The 24,655-nt window shown below is 35.6% G+C and carries 16 protein-coding genes and 1 tRNA gene; 7 read left to right on the top strand and 10 right to left on the bottom strand.

Annotation, left to right across the window (positions count from 1 at the left end):
- Positions 1-112 precede the first annotated feature (112 nt).
- From BUA03_RS02625 to hflX, 4 genes are all read right to left on the bottom strand, one after another.
- Positions 113-1,270 (bottom strand): Gfo/Idh/MocA family protein, encoded by a 1,158-nt coding sequence (locus BUA03_RS02625; protein WP_157492180.1) that lies wholly within the window; start codon positions 1,268-1,270, stop codon positions 113-115.
- A gap of 990 nt (positions 1,271-2,260) precedes the next feature.
- Positions 2,261-3,160, bottom strand: coding sequence for an alpha/beta hydrolase family protein (locus BUA03_RS02620; RefSeq protein ID WP_066075695.1), 900 nt, complete (start codon positions 3,158-3,160; stop codon positions 2,261-2,263).
- Between the two features lie 345 nt (positions 3,161-3,505).
- Positions 3,506-4,138 carry a hypothetical protein gene (locus BUA03_RS02615; RefSeq protein ID WP_139255597.1) on the bottom strand — a complete coding sequence of 211 codons (633 nt, stop codon included), beginning with the start codon at positions 4,136-4,138 and terminating at the stop codon, positions 3,506-3,508.
- A 379-nt stretch (positions 4,139-4,517) separates the two neighbouring features.
- On the bottom strand, positions 4,518-5,768 hold the full coding sequence (gene hflX, locus BUA03_RS02610) for a GTPase HflX (protein ID WP_066075703.1): 1,251 nt from the start codon (positions 5,766-5,768) through the stop codon (positions 4,518-4,520).
- 876 nt (positions 5,769-6,644) lie between these two features.
- On the opposite strand from hflX, the gene BUA03_RS02605 reads away from it, so the two are divergent.
- Positions 6,645-8,291, top strand: a complete 1,647-nt coding sequence (locus BUA03_RS02605; RefSeq protein ID WP_066075706.1) for a DUF6377 domain-containing protein — start codon at positions 6,645-6,647, stop codon at positions 8,289-8,291.
- Positions 8,292-8,815: 524 nt separating this feature from the next.
- Positions 8,816-10,933, top strand: coding sequence for a glycoside hydrolase family 97 protein (locus BUA03_RS02600; protein ID WP_066075709.1), 2,118 nt, complete (start codon positions 8,816-8,818; stop codon positions 10,931-10,933).
- A 58-nt stretch (positions 10,934-10,991) separates the two neighbouring features.
- Here the strand turns inward: BUA03_RS02600 and BUA03_RS02595 are convergent, their stop codons facing one another.
- The 6 genes from BUA03_RS02595 to BUA03_RS02570 form a co-directional block, all read right to left on the bottom strand.
- Positions 10,992-11,453, bottom strand: a complete 462-nt coding sequence (locus BUA03_RS02595) for an FKBP-type peptidyl-prolyl cis-trans isomerase (protein WP_066075711.1) — start codon at positions 11,451-11,453, stop codon at positions 10,992-10,994.
- 62 nt (positions 11,454-11,515) lie between these two features.
- Positions 11,516-12,868 carry a DUF5689 domain-containing protein gene (locus BUA03_RS02590; protein WP_066075713.1) on the bottom strand — a complete coding sequence of 451 codons (1,353 nt, stop codon included), beginning with the start codon at positions 12,866-12,868 and terminating at the stop codon, positions 11,516-11,518.
- 10 nt (positions 12,869-12,878) lie between these two features.
- A complete protein-coding gene (locus BUA03_RS02585) occupies positions 12,879-15,716 on the bottom strand; it encodes a carboxypeptidase-like regulatory domain-containing protein (RefSeq protein ID WP_066075716.1) in 2,838 nt (945 codons plus the stop codon).
- A gap of 538 nt (positions 15,717-16,254) precedes the next feature.
- On the bottom strand, positions 16,255-17,466 hold the full coding sequence (locus BUA03_RS02580; protein WP_066075719.1) for an MFS transporter: 1,212 nt from the start codon (positions 17,464-17,466) through the stop codon (positions 16,255-16,257).
- Between the two features lie 218 nt (positions 17,467-17,684).
- Positions 17,685-18,725: a Gfo/Idh/MocA family oxidoreductase gene (locus BUA03_RS02575; RefSeq protein WP_066075722.1), complete on the bottom strand. Its 1,041-nt coding sequence runs from the start codon at positions 18,723-18,725 to the stop codon at positions 17,685-17,687.
- A gap of 365 nt (positions 18,726-19,090) precedes the next feature.
- Positions 19,091-20,158: an NADH:flavin oxidoreductase/NADH oxidase gene (locus BUA03_RS02570; RefSeq protein WP_066076042.1), complete on the bottom strand. Its 1,068-nt coding sequence runs from the start codon at positions 20,156-20,158 to the stop codon at positions 19,091-19,093.
- A gap of 189 nt (positions 20,159-20,347) precedes the next feature.
- Here BUA03_RS02570 and rseP point away from each other — a divergent pair, with 189 nt between their 5' ends.
- The 5 genes from rseP (at position 20,348) to BUA03_RS02545 (ending at position 24,502) form a co-directional block, all read left to right on the top strand.
- Positions 20,348-21,691 carry an RIP metalloprotease RseP gene (rseP, locus tag BUA03_RS02565; RefSeq protein ID WP_066075725.1) on the top strand — a complete coding sequence of 448 codons (1,344 nt, stop codon included), beginning with the start codon at positions 20,348-20,350 and terminating at the stop codon, positions 21,689-21,691.
- Between the two features lie 103 nt (positions 21,692-21,794).
- A tRNA-Asn gene (locus tag BUA03_RS02560) sits at positions 21,795-21,868 on the top strand.
- Between the two features lie 823 nt (positions 21,869-22,691).
- On the top strand, positions 22,692-23,456 hold the full coding sequence (locus BUA03_RS02555; RefSeq protein ID WP_066075727.1) for an HNH endonuclease: 765 nt from the start codon (positions 22,692-22,694) through the stop codon (positions 23,454-23,456).
- The gene (locus BUA03_RS02550) at positions 23,453-23,710 is read left to right on the top strand and encodes a hypothetical protein (RefSeq protein ID WP_066075730.1); all 258 of its coding nucleotides are present in this window, start codon (positions 23,453-23,455) and stop codon (positions 23,708-23,710) included. The genes BUA03_RS02555 and BUA03_RS02550 overlap by 4 nt, the downstream gene beginning before the upstream one ends.
- Positions 23,711-23,713: 3 nt before the next feature.
- Positions 23,714-24,502 carry an HpaII family restriction endonuclease gene (locus BUA03_RS02545; RefSeq protein WP_066075733.1) on the top strand — a complete coding sequence of 263 codons (789 nt, stop codon included), beginning with the start codon at positions 23,714-23,716 and terminating at the stop codon, positions 24,500-24,502.
- Positions 24,503-24,655 lie beyond the last annotated feature (153 nt).

Genomic DNA, 24,655 nt, shown 5'->3' with positions numbered 1-24,655 from the left:
GTAGAAATCCATTTACAGCAACACCTTTTGTCATTTTATTACCCTTGCAAACATTGTTTGAACAATCCTAATTACTTATGCTATAATTATTAATTAAAAATGGCTGTAGTAATTAAATAAAAGTGGCCGCTTTTGCTGCGGCTTCGGCTATTTGCAAAGATTTTACCGCGTTGTCTTCGGTAATTATTCTGCAATGCGATTTGTCTTTAATCCATTTCCATTGATCTACTATCATTGCAATAACAATTTCTTCATATCGGTTCGACTTTTCAGCAGCAGTTCCATAATCAATCGTTACAAATTCATCGAAACAAATAGTTTTAAAGTTCCCAACTACTTTTTGATTTTCTTGCCCGGCTGGATTGTGTTGTTCCAAAATACAATATTCGAGTTTGCTTTCTAAATCTATTCTTTGTTGATGAGTTAATAAAGCATTAATTCTCATTTTTACAGGAACCCATTCAAAAAGCGTAATATCTCCTTTTTCAAATTGTAACCGCAATTCTTGACGGTCTAAAATTTGTGGTTGATTAAAGCCATGATAAAAATTTACAAAACTGTCTTTGTAACTCACGGTTGCTTGCACGCGATCGACTATTTTTTGTGATACATTTGCTCGCTGCGATTGTATTGCGCTTACCAGCTTGCCAGAACCTAGCCAACCTTCGAACATATCAAAAAAGTGAACTCCATGTTCTATAAAAATGCCACCACTTTTATCTTCGTCCCAAAACCAATGTTCCTTTGTTAATTTTTCGTCACTGGCATAATTTTCAAAAAAACCATGTAGAAATTCCCCTAAGATGTTCTCTTTTATTATTTGATCGACAATCTTGTATAATGGATTGTAACGTTGCATCAAATTGACCACATACAAAAATTCTTTTGATTTAGCATACGCTGCCAATTCCTCTGCTTCTTCTGCTTTTAAGGCGGCAGGTTTTTCACAAATAACATGTTTCCCTGCTTCAAGAGCTAATTTTGACTGCGAATAGTGCAAAAACGGGGGCGTTGCAATATAGATAAGATTTATGGTATCGTCCTGTAGCATGTCTTGATAATTCTTGTACACTTTGGCATCCAAATCATTTGCAGTTGCTTTTGCAGCCGATTCATTGATATCTGTAACAGCAATTATTTTTATTCCTTCTACTTTTAAGAATGATTTTGCAGCAAAATTTGCAAAACCACCAGCGCCAAGAATTCCTATGTTTAATTTACTAGTCATCTTATTATTTATAATTTCGTTGTTTTTTAATTTAAAATTCAAATAGCGTTCGTTTTAATTAGAAATGTTTTTTTTGACTTGTAACCTAGAAGTAAGAAATTATACTTTTTTTTGACGAAATATTTTCCGTTACAAAAGTATCCTGGAACCTTCTGGAATTTCAACAATTACTATTCAAAATATAAATCAAGCATTTAAAAACATACCAAATGATACTATCCGATTTAAATAGGTAATTGACAGGAAATCTTTATAGGAAATTTAGACACTATTGGTGATGTAAATCTTTTTTATATTGCTTAGAAGAGTTATGTTTTTATACGCTCTTGCTTATAGTTGTGAATCTTTGGTATTTGTTTATGAACAGAATACAATAAACAAAATACCATAACGCAAGCCCATTTTCAGGAATACTTTGCGTCCATATAAATATACGTTTTTTTATGTTAATTATCTAAAAAACAGATATATAGATTTTTTTAATAAATAATCGTAATTAGTACACCAACTCCACAAAATGCTGAAACATAACAAAATCTGCAGCTTGTTCAAAAAAAATCCCTTTCGAAATTCAAAAGGGATTTGGTGTTGTATAAAAAAGGAATTGCTTATTCCTCCTCGTTGTATGTTTCTATTTCTTTCTCCTCTGCGTCCTTATAATGTGGATATAAAAACAATTAAAAGCGTGTAAAATAATTAAATTACTTGAAGATAGTTTTTTAATAAAGTGGTACCAAAAAATTAAGAATTTAAAAATGACATAAAAATGTTTAAAGGTTTCCCCCTTTGCAAATGAAGAGAAGCAGTGGAAAAACACTAAATCTACTGCAAAAAAAAGAGGCGTGATTGCCTGTTGATAATCCTTCTGAAAATTTTATGATAACATGATAAGTGCTAACGGCATATATCCAGTTACAGCTTGACCGCCGAGGAGGATTCAACCGCGAGTTAATTGATTTGTTTTTTCGCTATCGCTCGGGTATTCGTTCGCCGCGTCGAACGCAACAATCCCTTCCCTTTTTAGGCACTACTTTATTTTGATGGTTTAGACTTTTTACTATTTAAAGTTTTCTGCTTTATCCATTGAATCGAAATATCAAAAGGAACTGTATTACCATCACTGGCAGTATTATGCCCTAATTTAGAAAACAAAGCGTACTCGAAAGGCTTACCTTGAGCTTTCAATGTATTTAGTTGCTCGATACACAAGTTGACTGGAATCTGTATGTCTTTTTCACCAAAAAGCCAGAGACCTGGGATTGAGATACTGTTTAGAAAAATTTTTGGATCAGTTGCTGTAAATTGATAACGATCAACATCATTTTTGATGTGCTCACGAGCATCTGCTTCTGTATGATTTTCCCAAAAATTATTGTTTCCATTAGTATAAAACTGGAATCGAAGCTGTTCTAATGTTGTAATAGTAGGACAACTAAAAAGAACCATAAATTTGATTTGTGGATTTTTGATTGCAGTAATTGGGATTATCCATCCTGCTTGACTGAAACCTATTAATCCGATTGATATTTTCTTATCTTTCAGATAGGTTCGAAATGTATTTACCGCTGCACTTGCATCGTGAGCTAATAAAGTAAGATTAGTAGTGTCAATATTATTTGTGCCAACAGATGGTCCTGCATACACACCACCAGATTCTCCAACTCCACGTTTATCATAGGTCAATACAGCGATACCTTCTTTAGCAAGACGTTTTGCGAACTCCATTTCTCTTTTTACTGGGTCAGATCCATGAACAATTACAACTGCTGCAACTATTTTTTTAGGCGTTAAAACTGAACCTACAAGAGTAACGCCCTCACTTATAAACTTTACATCTTTTATGGTAAAGTCGGTCGATTGAGAAAACACCATTTCTGGTAAAATTGTTAATAATAGCCAAAGCAATAAGTTAGAAAAAAAGTTAATGTTCATCTTGATTTAATAAAATATTACTTTAAATTTTTGAGTATTGCTTACAATGTCACTTCGTCTAAAAACCTCCAAAGTTCGCAAAAAACATTAACTACTTGATAAATATAGTTGATTTGCTTTGCACAAAAAAGCAAATGAAATCACGATAAAAATCCCACACATTTTAATCGAAAAAAAGAGGCGTTCTTACTTCTTCAAAATCGTTCTGATAATTTTACGATAATTGCGTAGTATTGATGAACCCTCAGCCGGAAACAGCTTGTCCGCCGTAGAGGATTCAACTGCGGGTTCATTGTTCGTTAACCTCGCCTAACGAAACTAAGCCTTTACTGTTAGCTGACGGTTTTATTTAACCTTTAAGGTCAAATCTATTTTTTTACATTCTAATAATGTATGTTCAATTATTTGACCATCGTGTGTTACACTTTTTGCACTTTCAACGATATAATTTTCATTGATGTCAAATTTTTCTATGAATTCAAATCCATGAATGCAACTTAATCTAAAGGCATGAAATAAATTTGAATCATTTGGTTTTAATTTTAAATCAAAATAGAATATAGATTTTTTACTTTTTGAATTTTTATAGGCATTTAATTTAACTTTTTTAAAATCAGTATTTTCTTCAACAGTTTCAAAATCATATACATATTTTGGGTAAAATCCTTCACGTGTATCTAAATTATAGCTATTTTGATATGTGAAATTTAAAGTAATTTCATTTTTCGATTTTATATCATTTATTTTGAAGTAATGAGTTTTTCTGCTTTTATAATCAAAAATTTTTGCTTCAATGTAATCACCATATACTGATATTCTCATGGAATAAGACTTTATATTTGAATTTGTGTAATTTTGTTGTTTAAACTCAATCTGTTTGTATTTAGTAGCGTATAAAGTCATAGTGTCAAATTTATATTCTTGAGCTTTTATACATAATGACGAAATAAAAAAGAACGTGAGTATTATTTTTTTCATTTAAAGAATTAATTTGACTTTTGTTTAAATTCAGCTAAATTGTATATCTGCGAAAAAAACTTCGCACATGCACCCATTTCCAGGTAGATTGAAGCAGGTTTTTTCCATTTTATTTTTCATTCAAATATATTAAAAAATTCTTACAAATCACAAAATGCTTTTTTGCTGTTCGCAATTCAAGTAGGATAGATCGTACTCGTTTCGCATGAGGGATGGTAGTGAAAATCCTTTTGTGTAGTCCCGAAGTTTCGGGACTACACAAAAGATTGCAGCGGACAGCCCGACCCAGCTGTAACGCTAGTGAAAGCTGGGTCATGCCCAAAAAAAAATCCCTCTTGAAATTCAAAAGGGATTAGGTGTTGTATAAAAAAGGATTTGCTTATTCCTCTTCCGTGTCTTCATCTACTTCTTTCTCCACAGCATCCTTATAATCTGGATACAAGAATTTATTATATGGGAAACGGGTGATGTGAATGTGTCGTACGGCTTCGTACACGCGTTCTCTGAATTCCTCGAAATTTTCTTTGTTGGTGGCCGAAATAAACAACGCATTTTGCTCTCCTACCCGGCTCATCCACGTGGATTTCCATTCGGCTAAAGTGAAGTGTCTTGGTGTTTTTTCGGTCATTAAATCATCTTCATCTATGGTCAATGGCTTGTAAGCATCAATTTTATTGAATACCATAATAACTGGTTTGTCATTGGCTTTGATGTCTAATAAAGTCTGGTTTACAGAGGCAATATGATCTTCAAACTCTGGATGCGAAATATCAACCACGTGTAAAAGCAAGTCGGCTTCGCGAACCTCATCCAGCGTACTTTTAAAAGAATCTACTAGTTGTGTTGGCAATTTCCTGATAAATCCTACGGTATCAGAAAGTAAGAAAGGCAAGTTCTTGATGACTACTTTCCGAACGGTGGTATCTAGTGTTGCAAACAGTTTGTTCTCCACAAATACATCACTTTTCCCTACTGCATTCATCAAGGTTGATTTCCCAACATTAGTATATCCTACTAAAGCCACACGAACCATAGCGCCACGATTCCCGCGTTGCACGCCCATTTGCCTGTCGATAGTTTTTATTTTTTCTTTTAATAACGCGATTCGGTCCCGCACAATACGTCTGTCGGTTTCAATTTCCGTTTCTCCAGGTCCACGCATTCCAATTCCCCCTTTTTGACGTTCTAAGTGCGTCCACATTCCGGAAAGTCTTGGCAGCAAGTATTGGCATTGCGCCAGTTCTACTTGCGTTCTGGCATACGAAGTTTCGGCACGTTGTGCAAAAATATCCAAGATCAGGTGCGTCCTGTCTAGGATTTTACATTCGGTTATGATTTTTGAAATATTCTTTTGTTGGGATGGCGACAATTCATCATCAAATACCAAAGTCGAAATGTCGTTCTCTTTTACAAACAGGTGAATCTCTTCAATTTTTCCTGTTCCCACAAATGTCTTGGGATTTGGGCGTTCCATTTTTTGTGAAAAACGCTTCACCACTTGGCCTCCTGCTGTAAAAGTCAAAAACTCTAATTCGTCAAGATATTCGTTTAGTTTTGCCTCACTTTGATTTTGAGTTACGATCCCTACAATAGCCGTTTTTTCGAAATTTATTACTTCTTTTTCTAACATGTCTTTGAATAAGCTACAAATTTAATGATTTGCTTTGTACTTATGAAGTTATGGCTTTATAAAAAACTAGAAGCCGTAAATATTGATAGTTTTAAATGCACAATAAATAGGGTTATAGCAAATTATTCAGCATTAAGGTGTAGGGCCGCGTATAAAAAGTTCAGCCACTGATAACCAAAAATTTAAAGGATTTCAAATATTCATGGTACGTATGGTTAGTGATAATCCGCTAAATCCGTTTCATTTTTGACCACGATTTTAAAAAATTTAGCCACAGATTAGCACAGATTAAACGGATACTTAGTCACTTAACGTATCGGTTACATCTAAATTAAAAATTTCACCGCCGCTTCCACAAATTTTCACAAAGTGTAAGAATCATAAATATTTCTACTAATAATCAGCGACAATCTGCTAAATACGTTTCTTATGTGAGACACGATTTTAAAAAATTTAGCCACAGATTGAAAGGATTTTTCTCGTTAGGATCTATTATTTTAAAGAATGAAGTAAAATTTTACCGCAAATTCCACAAATTTTCACAGATTGTAAGAATCATAAATATTTCTACTAATAATCAGCGACAATCTGCTGAATACGTTTCTTGTGTGAGACACGATTTTAAAAAATTTAGCCACAGATTGAAGGGATTTTAAATATTTCTGGTAAGCGTAATCAGCGACAATCCGCTGAATCCGTTTCATCCGGGAACTATTTTTATAATTTTAGATGCCGATTTAGACCAATTAATGCTAACAATCTATAATAAAGAATCGGCAAATAGGCTTTCATTTTGGAACTTCCTACGTTTGACTTACTTCATTAGTGGTTGCTCTAAATTTTTAATTATTTTTACACCTCTTTAACCCCATTGGAATGAATCGATTTTTGAAATTATTTACTGCCTTACTGTTTCCATTTTTTCTTTTTTCTCAAAATAATTCACAGGAATTGGCACAGGAATTAGATCAAACGGTAGCCGATTATGCGCTGTATTCGAATAAAAAAGAGGAGAAAATCAATATTTTAAAAAACCGTATTTCGTACACAAAAACCGACCTTCAGAAATACACGCTGTACGGAAAATTATATGCCGAATACAAATCGTATCAGTCAGATTCCGCATTAATGTATGCCCGAAAGAGTTTTCAAATAGCAGTAGTGGTAAAGGATGTCAAGAAAATAAATGATGCTCAGTTGAACCTCGCTTCCATCATGGGAACGTTAGGAATGTATAAAGAAGCTACCGATATATTGAATCGAATTGATATCAAGACTTCCCCTGAATTACGCGGCTATTATTTTACGGTAAACAGTACCGTCTATGGATACATGTCGGATTACGCCGCCTCTGTTCAAGAGAAAAAAAAGTATATCACACTGACTCAAAAGTACCGTGATTCTTCATTACAGTATTATAAACCGCAGTCCAGCGCTTACGTTATGGCAAAGTCCAGCGCTTTTCTTGATGCGGGAAAACACAAAGAAACACTGGCATTATTACTACCCTATTTTCCAAAAATTGAAAACAGCAGTGCTGATCGTGCGGTTATTGCCTATATTATTTCACAGGCGTATCGCCAGCAAAAGAGCCTCGATCAGGAGCAAAAATGGTTGACTATTTCAGCTATTTCCGATTTGCAGTTGGCCAAAAAAGAATACATTTCGTTGCGGTCTTTGGCTTTTTTACAATATGAAAACGGTGATATCGACCGCGCCACTACCTATATCAAACGCTCGCTTGAAGACGCCCTTTTTTGTAATGCACGCCTACGAACCTATGAAATATCGAAGATGTTGCCCATTATTAACGAGGCGTATCAAAAACAAAATGAAACCAATCGTTTTCAGTTAATTCTGTTTTTAATAAGTGTGAGTACGTTATCCGTGTTCTTGTTAGCGCTGCTTTTTTTACTTTTTAAACAAATGAAAAAATTGTCGAAAGCGAAGCAGGAAATCAGTTTAGCAAACAAAACACTCTCTGAATTGAATCAAGAATTAAACACCTTTAATGAGAAGTTGAATGATACAAATTATACGTTGACGGAAGCCAACCTTTTAAAGGAAATATACATTGGTCGCTACATGGATCAATGCTCCCATTACATAGGAAAATTAGATGAATACCGCCGCAAGTTGAATGTCATGGCTACGTCAGGAAAAATGAACGACCTAATTAGTGCCGTAAAATCAAAAGAATTTGTCGAAAATGAACTCGCTGCTTTTCTCACTGCTTTCGACAATACTTTTTTGCAACTTTTCCCCACATTTATAACAGAATTTAATGCTTTATTAATTGATGATGAAGCGACACAACTTAAAGATGGCGAACTGCTCAATACTGAATTGCGAATTTTTGCGCTCATTCGGTTAGGGATCAAGGACAGTGCTAAAATTGCAACTTTCCTGCGGTATTCCGTTTCTACAATTTACAATTACCGTTCGCAACTCAAAAACAAAGCTGCGGGTCCACGAGAAGATTTTGAAAGTCAAGTCATGCACATCGGAACTCATTTGCATTAGAAAAAAGCGCTTCTTGCTATTCGTCAAAGAAAATTAGAAATATATTAACCCATTATACTGTGCAAAAAAAAATCTACTTGACTTTTTAAGGAGGTTTCTAAACGGTTCGTCAACAAACATTTTAATAATACAGATCGATTTCTTTGCGTAAGGGATTGCGGCGGCATCCTTTATTTTTTTTCTTTAAAAAAATAAAGATAGAGCCAAAAGCCCGACCCGCAGTTTTTACGAAGGGATACGCCCACCTGAATACTAGTATGCTAACCCAGTCCGTTTTAATTACTTTACATTAGAACTCAGTATAAATTCACTACTTTTTTTTATTGCTTTTTTTACACAATATGCTGATTTTAATTAACTTGCATTATTAATACAGAAATAAAATCTACTTTTTTTTAATCAGCAATATATGTAGTGTCCAAAGGGTTTACTTTTACTTTTTCGGAATAAATCGATTTCGTAAAGGCATCTTAAGGAGCTTTTAACATCAAACTTGGATTAATTATTAACTTATATATTTTACAATGAAACAATTTCTTTTCACAGCCCTAGCATGGCTCGCGTTTTTTAGCCCTGCACAATCACAAAAGGTACAATCACCAAACGGAAAATTTGTAATGGAATTTGCTTTACAAAACGACGGAACCCCAAGCTACAGCTTAAATTACAAAAATAAAGCTGTGGTGAAACCTAGTAAATTGGGTTTGGAACTGAAAAATGATACAAAATCATTGCTAAATGACTTTACTGTTATTGATACAAAGGCAACCACATTTGATGAAAATTGGAAGACAGTTTGGGGAGAAGTAGCCTCAATTCGCAATCATTATAATGAATTGGCCGTGACCTTAAATCAAAAAGGAACCGACAGACAAATTGTGATTCGGTTCCGATTATTTGATGATGGTTTGGGTTTCCGTTATGAATTTCCTTCGCAAAAAAACCTAACGTATTTTGTTATCAAAGAGGAGCGAACTCAGTTTGCCATGACGGGCGACCACACCGCATTCTGGATTCCAGGCGATTATGACACGCAAGAATACGATTATACTACCTCCAAGTTATCTGAAATTAGAAGTTTGTCTGAAAAGGCAACAACCGCCAATGTTTCTCAAAAATCATTTTCTACTACAGGAGTTCAAACTTCGCTAATGCTGAAAACAGCCGATGGATTGTACATTAACCTACATGAAGCGGCATTGATTGACTATTCCTGTATGCATTTGAATTTAGATGATACAAACATGATTTTTGAATCTTGGTTAACGCCAGATGCAAAAGGAGACAAAGGGTATATGCAAGCGCCACATCACTCGCCTTGGCGAACTATAATTGTAAGCGATGATGCAAGAGAAATTCTAGCTTCAAAAATGACATTGAACTTGAATGAGCCTAGCAAAATTGACGACACTTCGTGGATAAAACCGGTGAAATATGTGGGTGTTTGGTGGGAAATGATTACTGGAAAAAGCTCATGGGCGTACACGGATGAGTTTCCTGCGGTGCAACTTGGCATTACTGATTTTTCAAAAGCAAAACCCAATGGAAAACACGGAGCAAACAATGCAAATGTGAAAAAATACATTGATTTTGCAGCTAAACACGGTTTTGATGCTGTGTTAGTCGAAGGCTGGAATGAAGGTTGGGAAGACTGGTTTGGACATTCTAAAGATTATGTCTTTGATTTTTTGACACCTTATCCTGATTTTGATGTCAAAGGATTGCATGAATATGCTAAAGCGAAAGGGGTAAAAATGATGATGCACCACGAAACATCTGGATCAGTGCGTAACTATGAGCGCCACATGGATAAAGCGTATCAGTTTATGAAAGACAACGGGTATGACGCTGTAAAAAGTGGGTATGTGGGTGATATTATGCCAAGAGGTGAAAATCATTACAGCCAATGGATTGTCAATCATTATCAATATGCAATAGAAAAAGCAGCCGATTACAAAATTATGGTCAACGCACATGAAGCGGTTCGCCCTACAGGAATTGCTAGAACGTATCCAAATTTAATTGGTAACGAGGCAGCGAGAGGAACGGAGTACCAAGCTTTTGGTGGGTCCAAACCCAATCACGTTACGGTGCTGCCGTTTACCCGCTTGGTAGGTGGACCGATGGATTATACGCCAGGTATTTTTGAAATGGACTTGAGCAAAATGAACAAAGACAACAACTCGCATGTAAATAGTACCCTAGCAAATCAACTGGCATTATATGTAACGATGTACAGCCCACTGCAAATGGCAGCTGATACTCCAGAAAATTATGATCGTTTCCTAGATGCTTTCCAATTTATAAAAGATGTAGCGATAGATTGGTCTGACAGCAAATACCTTGAAGCAGAACCTGGTCAATACGTTACCGTAGCCCGTAAAGCAAAAGGAACGAACAATTGGTTCGTTGGTAATGTTAATGGAGACACGCCTCGTACCTCAACAATCAAATTTAATTTCTTAGAAAAAGGAAAAAAATATGAGGCTACGATTTATGCTGATGCAAAAGATGCGCATTATAAAACCAATCCGCAAGCGTATACAATTCGTAAAATAACAGTAACCAACAAATCAAAACTGGCACAACTTAGTGCTCCAGGTGGCGGTTATGCGATAAGCATTATTGAAATCAAAAAGTAATAAATCAAAAAAGGCTGTCCGTGAAGACAGCCTTTTTTGATTTTATAATAACCTCGAACTAATTTACTTTAATCAGTTTAACATCAAAAACAAGTACAGATCCGCCTGGAATAGGTCCGCTACCAGTGCTTCCATAACCCAAATGAGAAGGAATTAAAAGAACTCCATTTCCACCTTCTTTAAAATACGGAATGCCTTCTGTCCATCCTTTTATCACTTGGTTTAAACCAAATGAAATTCCTGAAGCATTACTTTGGTCAAAAGTATTTCCATTAGTAAAATACCCTTTGTACGCTACCGTTACATTAGATGAAGCTGTTGGTTGAGTTCCAGTTCCCGCTTCATTAACCACATAATACAAACCTGAATCGGTTTTTGTGGCAGTCAAATTATTTTTGGCAATGTAATCCACGATCTCTTTTTCGTTTTGAATCGTGTAATCAACAGGTTTAGATGCTTCGTTATCCGATAAACAAGAAACAAATAATAAAGAAACAAGTGCTAATAAAGTAGATTTCATGATGTGTTTTTTTTAAGAGGGACAAATATAGTGAATTCAACTCTTGTCTTTTATAAAAATTATTAATCCCCAAAAACCTGAACATCATCTATTTGGAAAGCACCATCCAAAGCCAAATTTTTACCCGATCCAGTGTACCTGAAAGCGATATTGATTTTGCCTTTATACGATGATAAATCAATGGCGCCACTACCTATAAATTGATACCAAGGCGTAGCCTGACTGGGCAACTTTACAACTAAAGGAATCCATGTGGCAGCGGTCACATTCAATCCATCAAAATTAGTAGAAACATAAACGTCCAATGCATTTAATGGCGAGTCAACGTCTAAATGATGCTGCGCGGTTCTAAAAGTCAGCACTTCGTTTGAGTGAACGTCCATATCAATTTTGGGAGAAATCAACCAAGCTACATTTGAAACAACTTTAGTTCCTGTGATGTTAAATTCGGCATAACCGTTACCAGAATATACTGTTCCTTTCCAGAAAAGTGTTCCTTTTTGAACCAAATTAGCCCAACCGGGTAAATTTAATTTCGATTTATCTATTACTGTTTCAAAATCTTCGTAGAAAAAAGGAACTGCTCGGTTTCCGGTCATCACCACATCTTTTTCGGATCGGGGAAGTAATTGATAGTCCGTTCCGTATTTAGTCAAAATTCCTCTTACTTTACCGCTGCCATCGGGCACTACTTTTGTGGCAAAATCAGAAAAACTACTGGTTCTAAAATAAACTTGATTCCCCAATTTATCCAGCAAACTCCAATTGGTCGCGCCACCCACATTATTGGTTTCCTCAAAATACCGACGACCTATTGCGGCTGCTGAAAATTGAACATCCGACAGCTCGACTAAGGTATTCAAATTGGAATCATGCAGTGCTTCTGACATCGACAAGGACCGCACTAAAACTTCCTCTTTTACATTGGTACAAGACGCATTCAACACCTTTTTATAATCATTTTGCGAAAGTCGCCCTACCCCACCTTCATTGTAGGAATTCACAAAAATGCTTCCAATACGCAGTCCGCCAAAGGAAATATCGGTGTACTGGTTTTTTAATTTTAAGTATACTTTATTGCCCAATCTGTAATCAATATATAAGTTGGTCGCGTCCACGGGAACACTAAAACCTACAGCCGGCGTTGTGGCTGTTGCCAAAGTTTGAAAGGAAATCGACTTAAAAAAATTCCCTGATTCATCACTGGAAACTACATACGCCTCGATAATATCATCGTATTTGTATTGTGTGACAATGGCATTTGCAGTGGACTGAACTTCACCAACTGTTTTATTGGGTACTAAATCTGGTTGGGTACATAGCAGTTTTGGCGCTGGAATATCATCTGTCACACAATTACTGAATGTGAATGGCATCAGCAAAAATAAAAAGACGCTGTAAAATGTTGATTTCATATACTTTAATTTAAAGATTGATATACAGATTCACAAAATACGTTCGACCGTATCCGTAGAAATATTTGGGTCCAAAAGAAGGGCTGCCGCTGGAAATATCTTGGTTTCTTTCTCTGAAATTAGCGTTTCGGGCTTGTTCGTAACCGCCTGTTTTATAAGTAACATCGAGTACATTATTGATGCTGGCAAAAATTCCAACATTCTTTCCATAGATTCGCCACGATTTTCCGCCCACTAGATTAAGCAACATAGTTGGAGCAAATTTTTCTTGTTGAAGCAGTTGTGCTGCCCGTTCCTCCGTCGCCTCTGGAAAATTAAAACCGCTGGATGGATTTCTATAAAATATTTCGGTTCTGGAAATCGGAGAAATATCAATGTAACTATTGGTCAGGTAATTGATATTGGCGCTAATCCACCAATACTTGGGGTCTCGGTATTCCACCCCTACGGAATAGGCCCGTTGTGGCATTCCCGCTTGCTTGTACTTTTTGAGTGCCGCGGTTCCAAAATCGAAAACCGGACTCGTATTTTCCACTGAAGCTTGCGCATCGTTAATCAACGTCACTTTTGGATTACTGTCATACGTATATTCGCCAAATGCGGCTGAAAAAGTGGTTTTAAAGGTAGGACTTAGTTGGTATTCCAAACTGAATTCTGCTCCGATATTCTTTTTATTCAATTGTGTTAAAGTTTGACTCACAAAAGCATCGGTATTTAAATAGCCTGCGCCATCATCAAAAATTCCTTCGGCATAAAAAAAGGAAATCTGAGTGGCATTTTTAAGTAAAGCATAATAGGCAGTTAGTCGGGCTTTAAATTTTGGGGATCGGTACACATAACTAGCATCCAAACTGCTGTTATTTTCGCTTTCGATCCCGTCAGCAATTGAATTATTCACTCTTGAATTTGCAAAAGTATTGCGTAATGATGGTGCTTTCGTCAAATGTGCCGCATTGAAAGTTACCAACTGTTTTCCCGAAATTTTTAAATTCAATCCGGCTTTGAAGCCAAAGTTTTCAAAGACCACTTTCTCACTTTTCCCGAAGGAATTGCTGGGATAAATTCCGTTTTTATACAATCCTTCTCTTTGATAACTGCTCTTTGAAAAACTTTGAGCCAAATAAAAATCCACCTTACTAAAAGTAAACTTAAACTGTGTAAAAGCATCTAAAGTATTGGCATAAAAATTATAATTGTATCCATACGTATCGCCAACCACCACTTGACGGTCTGGATTATTCAAATCAGATTGGGATTGATTCCCGCCATAAAATGCATCTATATCCTCAAAATAAGAACCGCCCAGTAAGTCCAAAAGTTGTTGCGAATTCTGTGATTGTAGTTTTTTAAAAAACGCTCCTGCATTTAGAGCGATATGCTCTGAAAGAAGAACACTCAAATTTGTTGTTGCTACTACTGTTTGGTCTTGGACTTGATCTTCGTACAAAACATACTTACTTTTTGTGGGTTCATAGCCTGTAATTAGTCCATTGGAATCAAAAACAGGATTTTGATTGGCCTCATACAACGCCTTCCAATCCACTTGTGGATTGGCTAGAAATGCTGCTTTACTTTTCTCCGCATTTTCAAAATCAGGTGTAAAAGCTCCCGAAAATTCTCCGTTATCCCGCGCATAGAGCGAGGTGTAATAGCTAGGCATTTTTCTGTAGTACGCAGGATCTGGACTATTTGCATTTTGAAAATCGATGTTGCTATTGGCAATTTTACCAAACTGATACAGTACACTCGAATTCAAATTGGCTTTATCGTTGATTTTAAAATAATGATTCAACATTATCGTAGGCTCTTCTATCGTTTTTATGCGGGCATTTCTCTTTTTACCATCCTGAAAACCCCAATAGGAATTGTATTTTACGTTCGTCAACTGGGTCACTTCTGCCGTATTTGGGGAGTTTTTAGCTCTGGAATTCGGCGTATACAGTGCGGTTAGATTCAAGGAATGCTGCTCGCTTAATTTTTTTTCGATGCTTATAAAAAAGGAATTCGCATCATAATTGGTTCCTTCAAAATAGCCTTCTTGCGCCCAGCGCTTTCCTGCTGAAACTACAAAAGCCCAACCTCTTGCGTTCATCCCCGAAGCATGTGTTGCCATAGTACGCCAACTGTAATTGGTATTGGTTCCTGAAAATGAAATTCGGGAACCAGGCCTATAAATAGAAGCTCTGGTATTTATTTCTTGTGTTCCTAGAATTCCACCAAACGTATAATCCGAGGGCGCTGTTCCTAAGGTGAATTCCTGATTGCGCAGGGCATCATTTAAACCTCCCCATTCGCCCCATTGTGGCCTTCCATCAAGGATTTTATTCATTACAACGCCATTGATCATCATCGTAGAATGTTCGCTGTCTAATCCGCGAACTCTAAAACGGGCTTGTCCCCAATTGAAGGCGGCAGCTTGCAAAAAAGCATCTCTCGAGGATTGTAGAAGACCAGATGTACTTTCGGAACTGCTGTTGTCTTCGCCAAAATCGCTTTCTATAAGTGTGATAATGCTGCTTTGCTGTTCGATAGATTGGTCTTCTTCCAGCGCGATTGTTCCTAAATCCAGCCTTATTCCCGCAGTAATTTCGATAGGATACAGGCCGTCTTGGAATCCTTGACTGTGTACGAGAAGCAAGATATTTCCTGGGGGAAGGGAATCAAAACTAAAATTTCCATCGGCTTTTGTGAGTTGCATTAATGAAGAATTTTGAATACTCACAACTACAAAACCCAATGGATTTTGGGTTTTGGAATCCACTACTCTTCCAAAAATTCCAGTGTCATTTTGTGCATTAATACCTCCTAGTTGAAAGAGAAGAAAGAAAACAACGTAAAATTTATTCATGTATTCAACAGATGAGGGTTCATATTTAATAAAATTGACAGTAATTGAGACTTTGCTTTCCTTTGCTTCTCTTATGCAAGAAGTTCAACCCCTAAGAGAAACCTTAAAGATTGAACTAAAAGCATAAAGAAGGGTATCCAAAAAAGGATAGCAACTTTAAATAATTAAAAGTGAATTTTGGAAAAGTGGTATAAACCCTAAATAAGATGCTGCTGCAAAAAGTGGTATTTACTATTCAGCATCCAATTGTACTAAAGCATGAAAGAATTCTAATGTTAAATGTATGCAAAAAATACTAACATATTGATTTTCAAGTAAATTATTTTAGTGCAGTAATTTTAGCAACTGTTTTGGGGAAAAGTTCTTAGCAAAACATACGAACTGTATAGCCGCGATGGTAGCAAGTATCCTTTTTTTATAAACGCATGGAGAATTGAACTTCTTGAAAACAACACGAAATGCGTTTAAAAAAAGATACTGCGAACAGCGGGAGATCACTTTATTATGAAAAATACTGCTGTTGCTCCTGAAAAAAATATTACGCTATTGCTTTGATGCGGGATACCATTATGGCAATAAATATCCCAAAAACCCCGATAAAGGCAAACGAAAAGCGCAAACTAGACAGCTCCGCAATATATCCAATTATAGGTGGCCCCATCAAAAAACCCAGAAAACTAACGCTGGAAACGGTCGTTAAGGCTACGCTGGGCGAAACATTTGGGTTTTTTCCAGCCACACTGTACACGGTGGGTACAATTGTAGAAACACCCAAACCAACTAGCATAAATCCGATAGTTGCGGGAATAACAAACGGGAAAAATACGGCGGTAAATAGTCCCGCCGAAATCATAATTCCGCTGATTTGCAGGACTGTTTTTCGACCAAATTTCTGAATCAGACCGTCTCCTATGAAGCGACCACCGGCCATCATAATCATAAAAGAGGTGTACCCCAAAATCACTAATGGTCCCGGCGCTTTGATGACATCTTTGAAATAAACGCCACTCCAGTCAAACATGACGCCTTCGCTAGCCATGCAACAAAACCCAATTACACCCAACCATATAAGAGCACTATCTGGTTTTGAGAATAACTTTTTCTTTTCTGTTTGCTTGGTTTCTTTGGCTTTGATTAAAAATTTATAGTTGAAAGCGATCATCAAAAATACGATGCCAGCCACAATAAGAAAGTGCGTATAAGGAGAGAGCTCAAAAGCTAACATTCCTAATCCCACAAGTGCTCCCATAAATCCGGCAAAACTCCACATTCCATGAAAAGAAGACATGATTGTTTTTTTGAACAGTACTTCAGTGTAAACACCTTGCGTGTTGACGGCAATATTAGATAGATTCCCAAAGATTCCAAAAACAAATAGTCCTAATGATAGGTGCCAAGCCGCTGTAGCCAAGCCTAAATTGGTCATGCTAAAAACGTATAATAATAGAGAAAATAGCAAGATGCGGTGGCTACCAAAATGGGTCACTAATTTTCCTGAAAAGGGCATAATTACTAGTTGTCCCAATGGTAAAGCGAATAAAATACTTCCTAAATCGCCTTCGCTTAAATGCAAGGTCGTTTTAATATCTGGGATCCGGCTGGCCCAAGTGGCAAAACACAAACCCATACCAAAATAAAACATCGAAACTGCCCAGCGAATTCGGTTCAGATAGGAAATCTTAGCATCCTTATACGATTTCTTTAGCTTGCCTTTCGTTCTTAACCTTCCTAAAAAGTTTAAATCTATCAAAATGATTTATTTTAGAATTCAACACGCCAAAATTACAAAAAGCAATCGTTGGTTGTATCAAAACCGCCAAGGTCAGGCGAAATACAAAGTTATTGTTTATAAAAAGTAATTACCACGAATTTGCGGTAGGTTTTAAAAAGAACGCCACTGATGCACTGATTCTATAAAGATTAAAATCTGTGAATCAGTGGCTCAATTTCTATTGTGATAGAGACTTGTTACAAATCAACTACTTTTTTCTGAGCGCTACTTTGAATAGCCGCTTCAATAATTTGCATTACCTGAACACCATCTTGAGCCGTCACCGGTTCTATAGCGTTATTTGCAATCGAATGATAAACCCCATCAAAAAAGTCGTAGTAATTGCCTTGAAGTGTGGTACTAATTTCTTGTACCGTTTCACCGTTACTTTCGGTGTGTAACAATCCGCTTTTCTCAATGGGTTCGGTGCCCCAATTAGCTGCGCCTGGTTTTTTTCCTGCTTTTAATTCGTCTTCCTGTACATCCCCACGCGGCTTCAAGAACGACCCTTTTTTTCCATGAATGACATACGCCGGAATGGCTTCGCGAACAAAAAAACCGGCTTTTAATCGCACTCGGAAACTAGAATAATACAGTAAAATATCAATATAATCGTCTACCAACGAATGCTCTCTAGTAATCCGAATATCAGCAAAAACCGATTGCGGCAAACCAAACAAACACAGTGCCTGATCTATTAAATGTGGCCCTAAATCCTTCAGAATTCCCGCACCTGAATTTACGGTTTCCTTATGTTGCTTTGGACTCAACAGCGGATTGTAGCGATCAAAATGGAATTCAGCTTCCACGATTTCGCCTAAGAGCTTTTCTCCTATAATTTTTTGCACTGTTTTGAAATCGCTATCCCATCTTCTGTTTTGGAACACCGCTAGTTTTACTCCTTTTTCTTTGGCAATAGCCGCCAGTTCCTGAGCTTGTGCCACGGTTGTAGTAAATGCTTTCTCAACAATGGCGTGCTTCCCTGCGAGCAAGACTAGTTTCGCATAATCGTAATGAGTCTCGACAGGCGTATTTACAATTACCAAATCGACCTCATCATCTAACAACTCTTTTATTGTAGCATAGCTTTTCACTTCTGGGAAATCATGATGGATTAATTGTTTACTTCGTTCCCACGAACCAAGAAGTTCAAATCCTGCATGAAAATTTATAAACGGAGCGTGAAATACTTTGCCAGACATTCCGTAAGAAAGTAAGGCGGTTTTTATTTTTTGCATAAGGTAGGTTTTATATTAAGGATGGTTTTTTTAACATATAAGCCATCTAAGTTTTTAAAAATTATTTCGCTTAAAGTAACCGTTAAAAAACGACCTTACCTTTTCTTAATTTCTTAATGGTTTCAAAAATTTACTGTGACCAAATCTTTTAATCTTATAAGTCCTATAAGTTTTTAAAAAAATCGATTTGCTTTATCTTCAAAATAGAACTAGAACCTTAATTTCTTAATGGTTTAAAAGCTTTTCACTGCACAACTCTCAAACGCGTAAGTACTGTAAGTTCACCAAAGAATTGGAATGTTTTTATAGAGTACAACTCTAATCTTTTAAAAGTAAAACTTAAATGACTTATATGTTTTAAAATTTTATTTTTTCGCTCTTTCGTATTGTTTTGGCCAAACTATTTCTGCTTCTAAATCATGGGCAAATGTCAGTCCGAGATTGGGATTTCTCAAGGATTCTCGAGCAAATAAAACCAAATCGGCTTTTCCAGATGCAATGATTTCCTCGGCTTGAGTCGCCTCTGTAATTAAACCTACAGCTCCTGTTAGGATTCCAACTTCTTTTTTAATGCTTTCAGCAAAAGGAACTTGGTAATTTGGTCGTAGCGGAATTTGTTGGTGTGAAACCGCTCCACCCGAGGAAACGTCAATCAAGTCCACTCCTTTTTCTTTTAAAATTTTAGAAAGCTGTATAGATTCTTCGATATTCCAACCACCTTCTGCCCAATCCGTTGCCGAAATTCTAACCAATAAAGGCAGATTGTCTGGCCATCCTGCTTGAACTGCGTCGACCACTTCGAGCGTTAATCGGATTCGGTTTTCAAAACTTCCTCCGTATTCATCGGTTCTAAAATTAGACAGTGGCGATAAAAATTGGTGCATCAAATACCCGTGCGCCGCATGAATTTCCATCACCTGAAACTCAGCTTGAAGTGCTCTTTTCGTAGCCGACTTAAAATCAGCAATTACTTTTTGGATGCCTACTTTGTCTAGCGCAATTGGCGTTTCTTCGTTTTCGTGATACGCCACAGCACTTGGAGCCACCGAATCCCAACCCCCTTCCGCAATGGGTACTTTCCTACCTCCGTTCCATGGTGATGCTGCGCTGGCTTTTCGGCCGGCATGCGCCAATTGGATTCCGGGAACGGCGTTTTGGCTGACAATAAAACGGTTAATTTGTTGCATTTTTTCGATTTGCTCGTCTTTCCAAAGACCTAAATCTTCCGGTGAAATTCGACCTTCAGGAGAAACCGAAGTGGCTTCTTGAATAATTAATCCCGCACCACCACTGGCACGACTGCCCAAATGTACCAAATGCCAATCATTGGCAAAGCCATCAGTAGCTGAATATTGGCACATCGGAGAAATGGCAATTCTATTTTTAAGGGTAATGCTTTTTATGGAAAGAGGAGAAAATAATTTTGAAGACATACAATAGATTTTAAAGTGACCGAAACGAGAACGAGTCGTTTCAAAAAGTAAAGTTAAGGGACACCGGCCAAAAGAGGGATTGAATTTCCAATAATTAACAAACATTTAAAACGGTATGGAACAATTATTGCAAAATAAACAAATAGAAAACCTTACTTTTGTGAGTTATAAAAGAACTTAAATTAAACAATGGACATATTTATAAAGCTTTCTCAATTTTTATTGAGCTTATCATTACTGATTATACTTCACGAATTAGGACATTTCATTCCTGCTAAACTGTTTAAAACCAGAGTCGAAAAATTCTACTTATTTTTTGATGTTAAATATTCCCTTATCAAAAAGAAAATTGGCGAAACCGAATACGGAATTGGTTGGTTGCCTCTAGGTGGTTACGTTAAAATATCTGGAATGATTGACGAAAGCATGGACAAGGAACAAATGGCTTTGCCACCGCAACCTTGGGAGTTTCGATCCAAGCCAGCCTACCAAAGATTAATTATCATGTTAGGCGGCGTAACGGTTAATTTTATTTTGGCTTTCATTATTTATATCGGAATGGCATTTGCTTATGGTGATACTTATATCGCTACGGCTGATTTGAAAGATGGCTTATTAATAGAGAATCAAGCCATGCAAAACGTAGGATTTAGAACTGGAGACAACATCCTATCTGTCGACAATCAAAAAGTGTTGAAGTTTGACAACGACATCAACATGAAGGTTATTATGGCAAAAGAGGTTCTTATTAAAAGAAATGGAGCGGAGCAGACTCTAAAAATGCCAATTGATTTTGTAGACCAATTATCAAAATTTGAAAAAGTACAGTTGTTAGGTATCCGAATGCCGTTTGTAGTAGGAGCTATTGCTGAAGGATCTAAAAATACTGCACTTCAACCTAAAGACATTGTATTGACGCTAAACGGGCAGCCTGCCAAATATTTTGATCAAGCAAAAACGATTTTGGAAAACAACAAAAACAAAACGATTGTTGCTACTGTTTTAAGAAATCAAAAAGAAGTTCAGGTTCCAGTACTTATTTCTAATGATGGGAAATTAGGGATTGCTGTAGGAGGATTAAACATGGATTCATTAGAAAAACTAGGATACTACAAAGTAAGCAAACAAGAATTTAGCCTTATAGAATCGATTCCTGTTGGAATTACAAAAGGAAAGGATCAATTAGTAGGATATGGCAAGCAATTAAAAATGATTTTCAGTCCAAGTACCGGCGCTTACAAACAAGTAGGTGGTTTTAAAGCCATATTTGATATTTTTCCTAATACATGGAGTTGGGAAGTATTTTGGAATATCACGGCTTTATTATCAATTATGCTTGGGGTAATGAACTTATTGCCTATTCCAGCGCTTGACGGAGGTCATGTGATGTTTTTATTATACGAAATTATCAGCGGTAAAAAACCAAGTGATAAATTCCTAGAGAACGCACAAATGGTTGGTTTCGTATTACTTATAACACTGTTACTATTTGCTAACGGAAACGACATTTACAAGGCAATTCTAGGGAAGTAAAAAAAATTAAAAAAAATTTGATTTTTATTTGCACAAACCAAATGATAGCCTATCTTTGCACCGCTTTAGAGATGTAACGAAAGTTACTTTTTATCGCTCAGTTTCCTTCTTAGCTCAGTTGGTTAGAGCATCTGACTGTTAATCAGAGGGTCCTTGGTTCGAGCCCAAGAGAGGGAGCAAAACAAAACCTGATACGAAAGTATCGGGTTTTTTTGTGGACAATTTTGGCGAGAGGTTTATCCCGAATTTTTTCGGGAAGTCCAAGAGCCGGAGCTTTTTAAAAAGACTTTACAGTGATGTAAAGTCTTTTTTGTTTTGTACACATTTCGTAAAAGAGTATCGGAAACGGTGGGCTTTTTTGCATTAAAGCAATCCACCCTCCAAATTAATTAGGAGCCACTCCCGCTCTTCGCTCCACTCTTATTCCTATCCTTGTTTTTTCTACAGCCAAAAAGGAGCTTCCTTTGGTCGCTCTTTTAGCCAAAGAAAAAATTCAAGGCTAGTTCATAAGGAGTTTCACTGCGATCAGGGCTAGGGGAATTGGGTTTCATGAGAATTATTTTTAATTATTTGAGAACGACTTCCAAAACCCGACCCTCAAAAAAGCAGATTGACTGGTATTTACTTACATATGAAGAGCTAAAAATCTTCGTTTCAAGACGCTGATAACTTGTTCACAAAAACAATTGCTTCGCCTACAACTGTAGGCGGGTCAATTGTAGGCGTAAATCTAATTTTATAAACTATGAATATTAAAGAAAAATTTGGTCAAAAGGTAAAATTACTTAGAGAACAAAAAGAAATCTCTATTGAGCATTTATCCAATATCTCGAATGTAACTTATAACCTGTTGTACAAAATTCAACATTAAAATAGTTTTGTGAAATCTCAATTATAAATATTTACATTTGTTCACAACAAAATAAACGGGCTAATAAACGACAAGTATTTTAATGTATTTTTCATTAGATATTTTTATTATAATTCTGAAAGAAATAAAATGGCAAGAGAAAATTGGACAAGAGAACAAACTATTGTAGCACTAAATCTTTATTGTAAAATTCCTTTTAATAAAGTTGGATCTAATCATCCAGACATTATTCGGATTGCAAAAATAATTGGAAGAAGTCCAAATTCAGTAAAAATGAAAATTGGAAATTTTGGAAGTTTTGACCCAGAATTAAAAAAGAGAGGGATTGTTGGATTATCTAATGCTAGTAAAATGGATGAGATTATTTGGAATGAATTCAATAGTAACTGGGAAAATCTTGCATATGAAAGCGAAGTATTAATTTCTAATTTTTCTAATGAACCAATTGAAAAAACTTCTGAGATAAATATTGATAATTTACCTTTAGGAAGAGAAAGAGAAACGGTAATAAAAGCTAGGGTTAATCAAAATTTTTTTCGTTCAACAATTCTGTCATCATATAATTTGAAATGTTGTATAACTGGGTTGTCTATTCCAGACTTTTTAGTGGCAAGTCATATTATACCATGGTCAAAAGACCAAAAAAATAGATTAAATCCTCACAATGGATTGTGTATAAATTCAATTCATGATAAGGCTTTTGATAAAGGTTTTTTAACCGTTACAACTGATTATAAAATTAAAATTTCTAAATATTTAAATGATTATAAAAAAGAAAACGCTGTAACAGATTTCTTTTTAAATTTTGAAAATCAATCTATCATTTTACCCGATAAATTTCTTCCATCGAAGGATTTTTTAGAATATCATCATCAAAATATTTTTATTAAATGAACAATTATTCCGCAATTGAAATAAATTATTTACGTCCTTCAAGAACAATTGAAACTATTTTATTAGAAAATTCAACACAAAAGAGAATAGTATATGTTTATAACTATGAAGGATGGCATTTCCGCGTTTTCAATAATATTCTTGATATTTTGAATTTTTTTGATAATAAATTTGAATGTGAAATTAGTTTTGAAAATGAGCGTGAACTGGGTGAATATTTTGAGAATTGCAATTTGAACTATTATAAATTTTAAATTATGATAAATTTAACTTCATCAGATTATTCAGATTTGAAATCTAAAGAAAAACTTTTAAGTTCTAAGATAAAAATTGTAAATGAAAAGGAATACACATTTGCTAGTTGTAATACAGAAAACAACTTTATTTTCAAAATAACAAAGCCTGCGGGTTTAATTTTAGATTTAGAAAAAATCAATACTGAAACTTTACAAGTCACTAATGGGACTAAAAGTTCTAAAATTGCTTTACGATTAAATAATTTAGATAATTTAGGCTGTAAAATAGAATTTAAAAAAGTTCAATCAGATAACTTACAACTTAATTTAAAATTAATAGACTCGCAATTGCCTGAAATAATATCATATTTGGTTTATTATAAATACAAATTTGGTAAATCAAAAATTACAGATTTATTAGAAAAAATAAAATCACAAAATCCATTGGGATTTGACATATCAAAAGGACATCCTTTTTATGAATATAAAATAAAAAAATTTCTCACTGAAAGTGCTTTAGGAATGACCCCCGAAAAAGTTTGGACAGGTAAATATGACGCAACGGGCGGTATTATTGTTGTAAAGGATAATAGTGATTTAGTTTGTTATCATATTTATAATAAGAATGAATTTGAAGATTATTTGATTAATCACACTAAGTTTGAACAAGCTGCCACAAGTGAAGACGAGATTAATCCAGGTTTTTCAACAAACACTTCAAAGACTAAACCTTATAAGTATAGTTGGATTTATGAGGAAAATGGCGAATTATTTTTAAAACTTAATTTACAAATTAGATTTATAAAATAAATAATTGGAATTATTAGGGATTGTATCACACCCGCTCAATGTTCCAAAATTATGGCTGCCAATCACAATAACATCATAAAGTACGAAATCCGTTTCACCACAGCTTAGTAAAACCTTAGTTACCGCTATAATAAAAACAACAAAATAGTTTTT

The organism is Flavobacterium fryxellicola (genome assembly GCF_900143245.1).
Taxonomy (GTDB): Bacteria; Bacteroidota; Bacteroidia; order Flavobacteriales; family Flavobacteriaceae; genus Flavobacterium; species Flavobacterium fryxellicola.
Note: the sequence above shows the minus strand (reverse complement) of the source record. Positions and strands in the feature narration are given on the sequence as shown.

Excerpts from the sequence above, each read along its gene's own strand:
- BUA03_RS02620 (WP_066075695.1), bottom strand. The coding sequence starts at position 3,160 with ATGAACATTAACTTTTTTTCTAACTTATTGCTTTGGCTATTATTAACA.
- BUA03_RS02615 (WP_139255597.1), bottom strand. The coding sequence starts at position 4,138 with ATGAAAAAAATAATACTCACGTTCTTTTTTATTTCGTCATTATGTATA.
- hflX (WP_066075703.1), bottom strand. The coding sequence starts at position 5,768 with ATGTTAGAAAAAGAAGTAATAAATTTCGAAAAAACGGCTATTGTAGGG.
- BUA03_RS02605 (WP_066075706.1), top strand. The coding sequence starts at position 6,645 with ATGAATCGATTTTTGAAATTATTTACTGCCTTACTGTTTCCATTTTTT.
- BUA03_RS02600 (WP_066075709.1), top strand. The coding sequence starts at position 8,816 with ATGAAACAATTTCTTTTCACAGCCCTAGCATGGCTCGCGTTTTTTAGC.
- BUA03_RS02595 (WP_066075711.1), bottom strand. The coding sequence starts at position 11,453 with ATGAAATCTACTTTATTAGCACTTGTTTCTTTATTATTTGTTTCTTGT.
- BUA03_RS02590 (WP_066075713.1), bottom strand. The coding sequence starts at position 12,868 with ATGAAATCAACATTTTACAGCGTCTTTTTATTTTTGCTGATGCCATTC.
- BUA03_RS02585 (WP_066075716.1), bottom strand. The coding sequence starts at position 15,716 with ATGAATAAATTTTACGTTGTTTTCTTTCTTCTCTTTCAACTAGGAGGT.
- BUA03_RS02575 (WP_066075722.1), bottom strand. The coding sequence starts at position 18,725 with ATGCAAAAAATAAAAACCGCCTTACTTTCTTACGGAATGTCTGGCAAA.
- BUA03_RS02570 (WP_066076042.1), bottom strand. The coding sequence starts at position 20,158 with ATGTCTTCAAAATTATTTTCTCCTCTTTCCATAAAAAGCATTACCCTT.
- rseP (WP_066075725.1), top strand. The coding sequence starts at position 20,348 with ATGGACATATTTATAAAGCTTTCTCAATTTTTATTGAGCTTATCATTA.
- BUA03_RS02555 (WP_066075727.1), top strand. The coding sequence starts at position 22,692 with ATGGCAAGAGAAAATTGGACAAGAGAACAAACTATTGTAGCACTAAAT.
- BUA03_RS02550 (WP_066075730.1), top strand. The coding sequence starts at position 23,453 with ATGAACAATTATTCCGCAATTGAAATAAATTATTTACGTCCTTCAAGA.
- BUA03_RS02545 (WP_066075733.1), top strand. The coding sequence starts at position 23,714 with ATGATAAATTTAACTTCATCAGATTATTCAGATTTGAAATCTAAAGAA.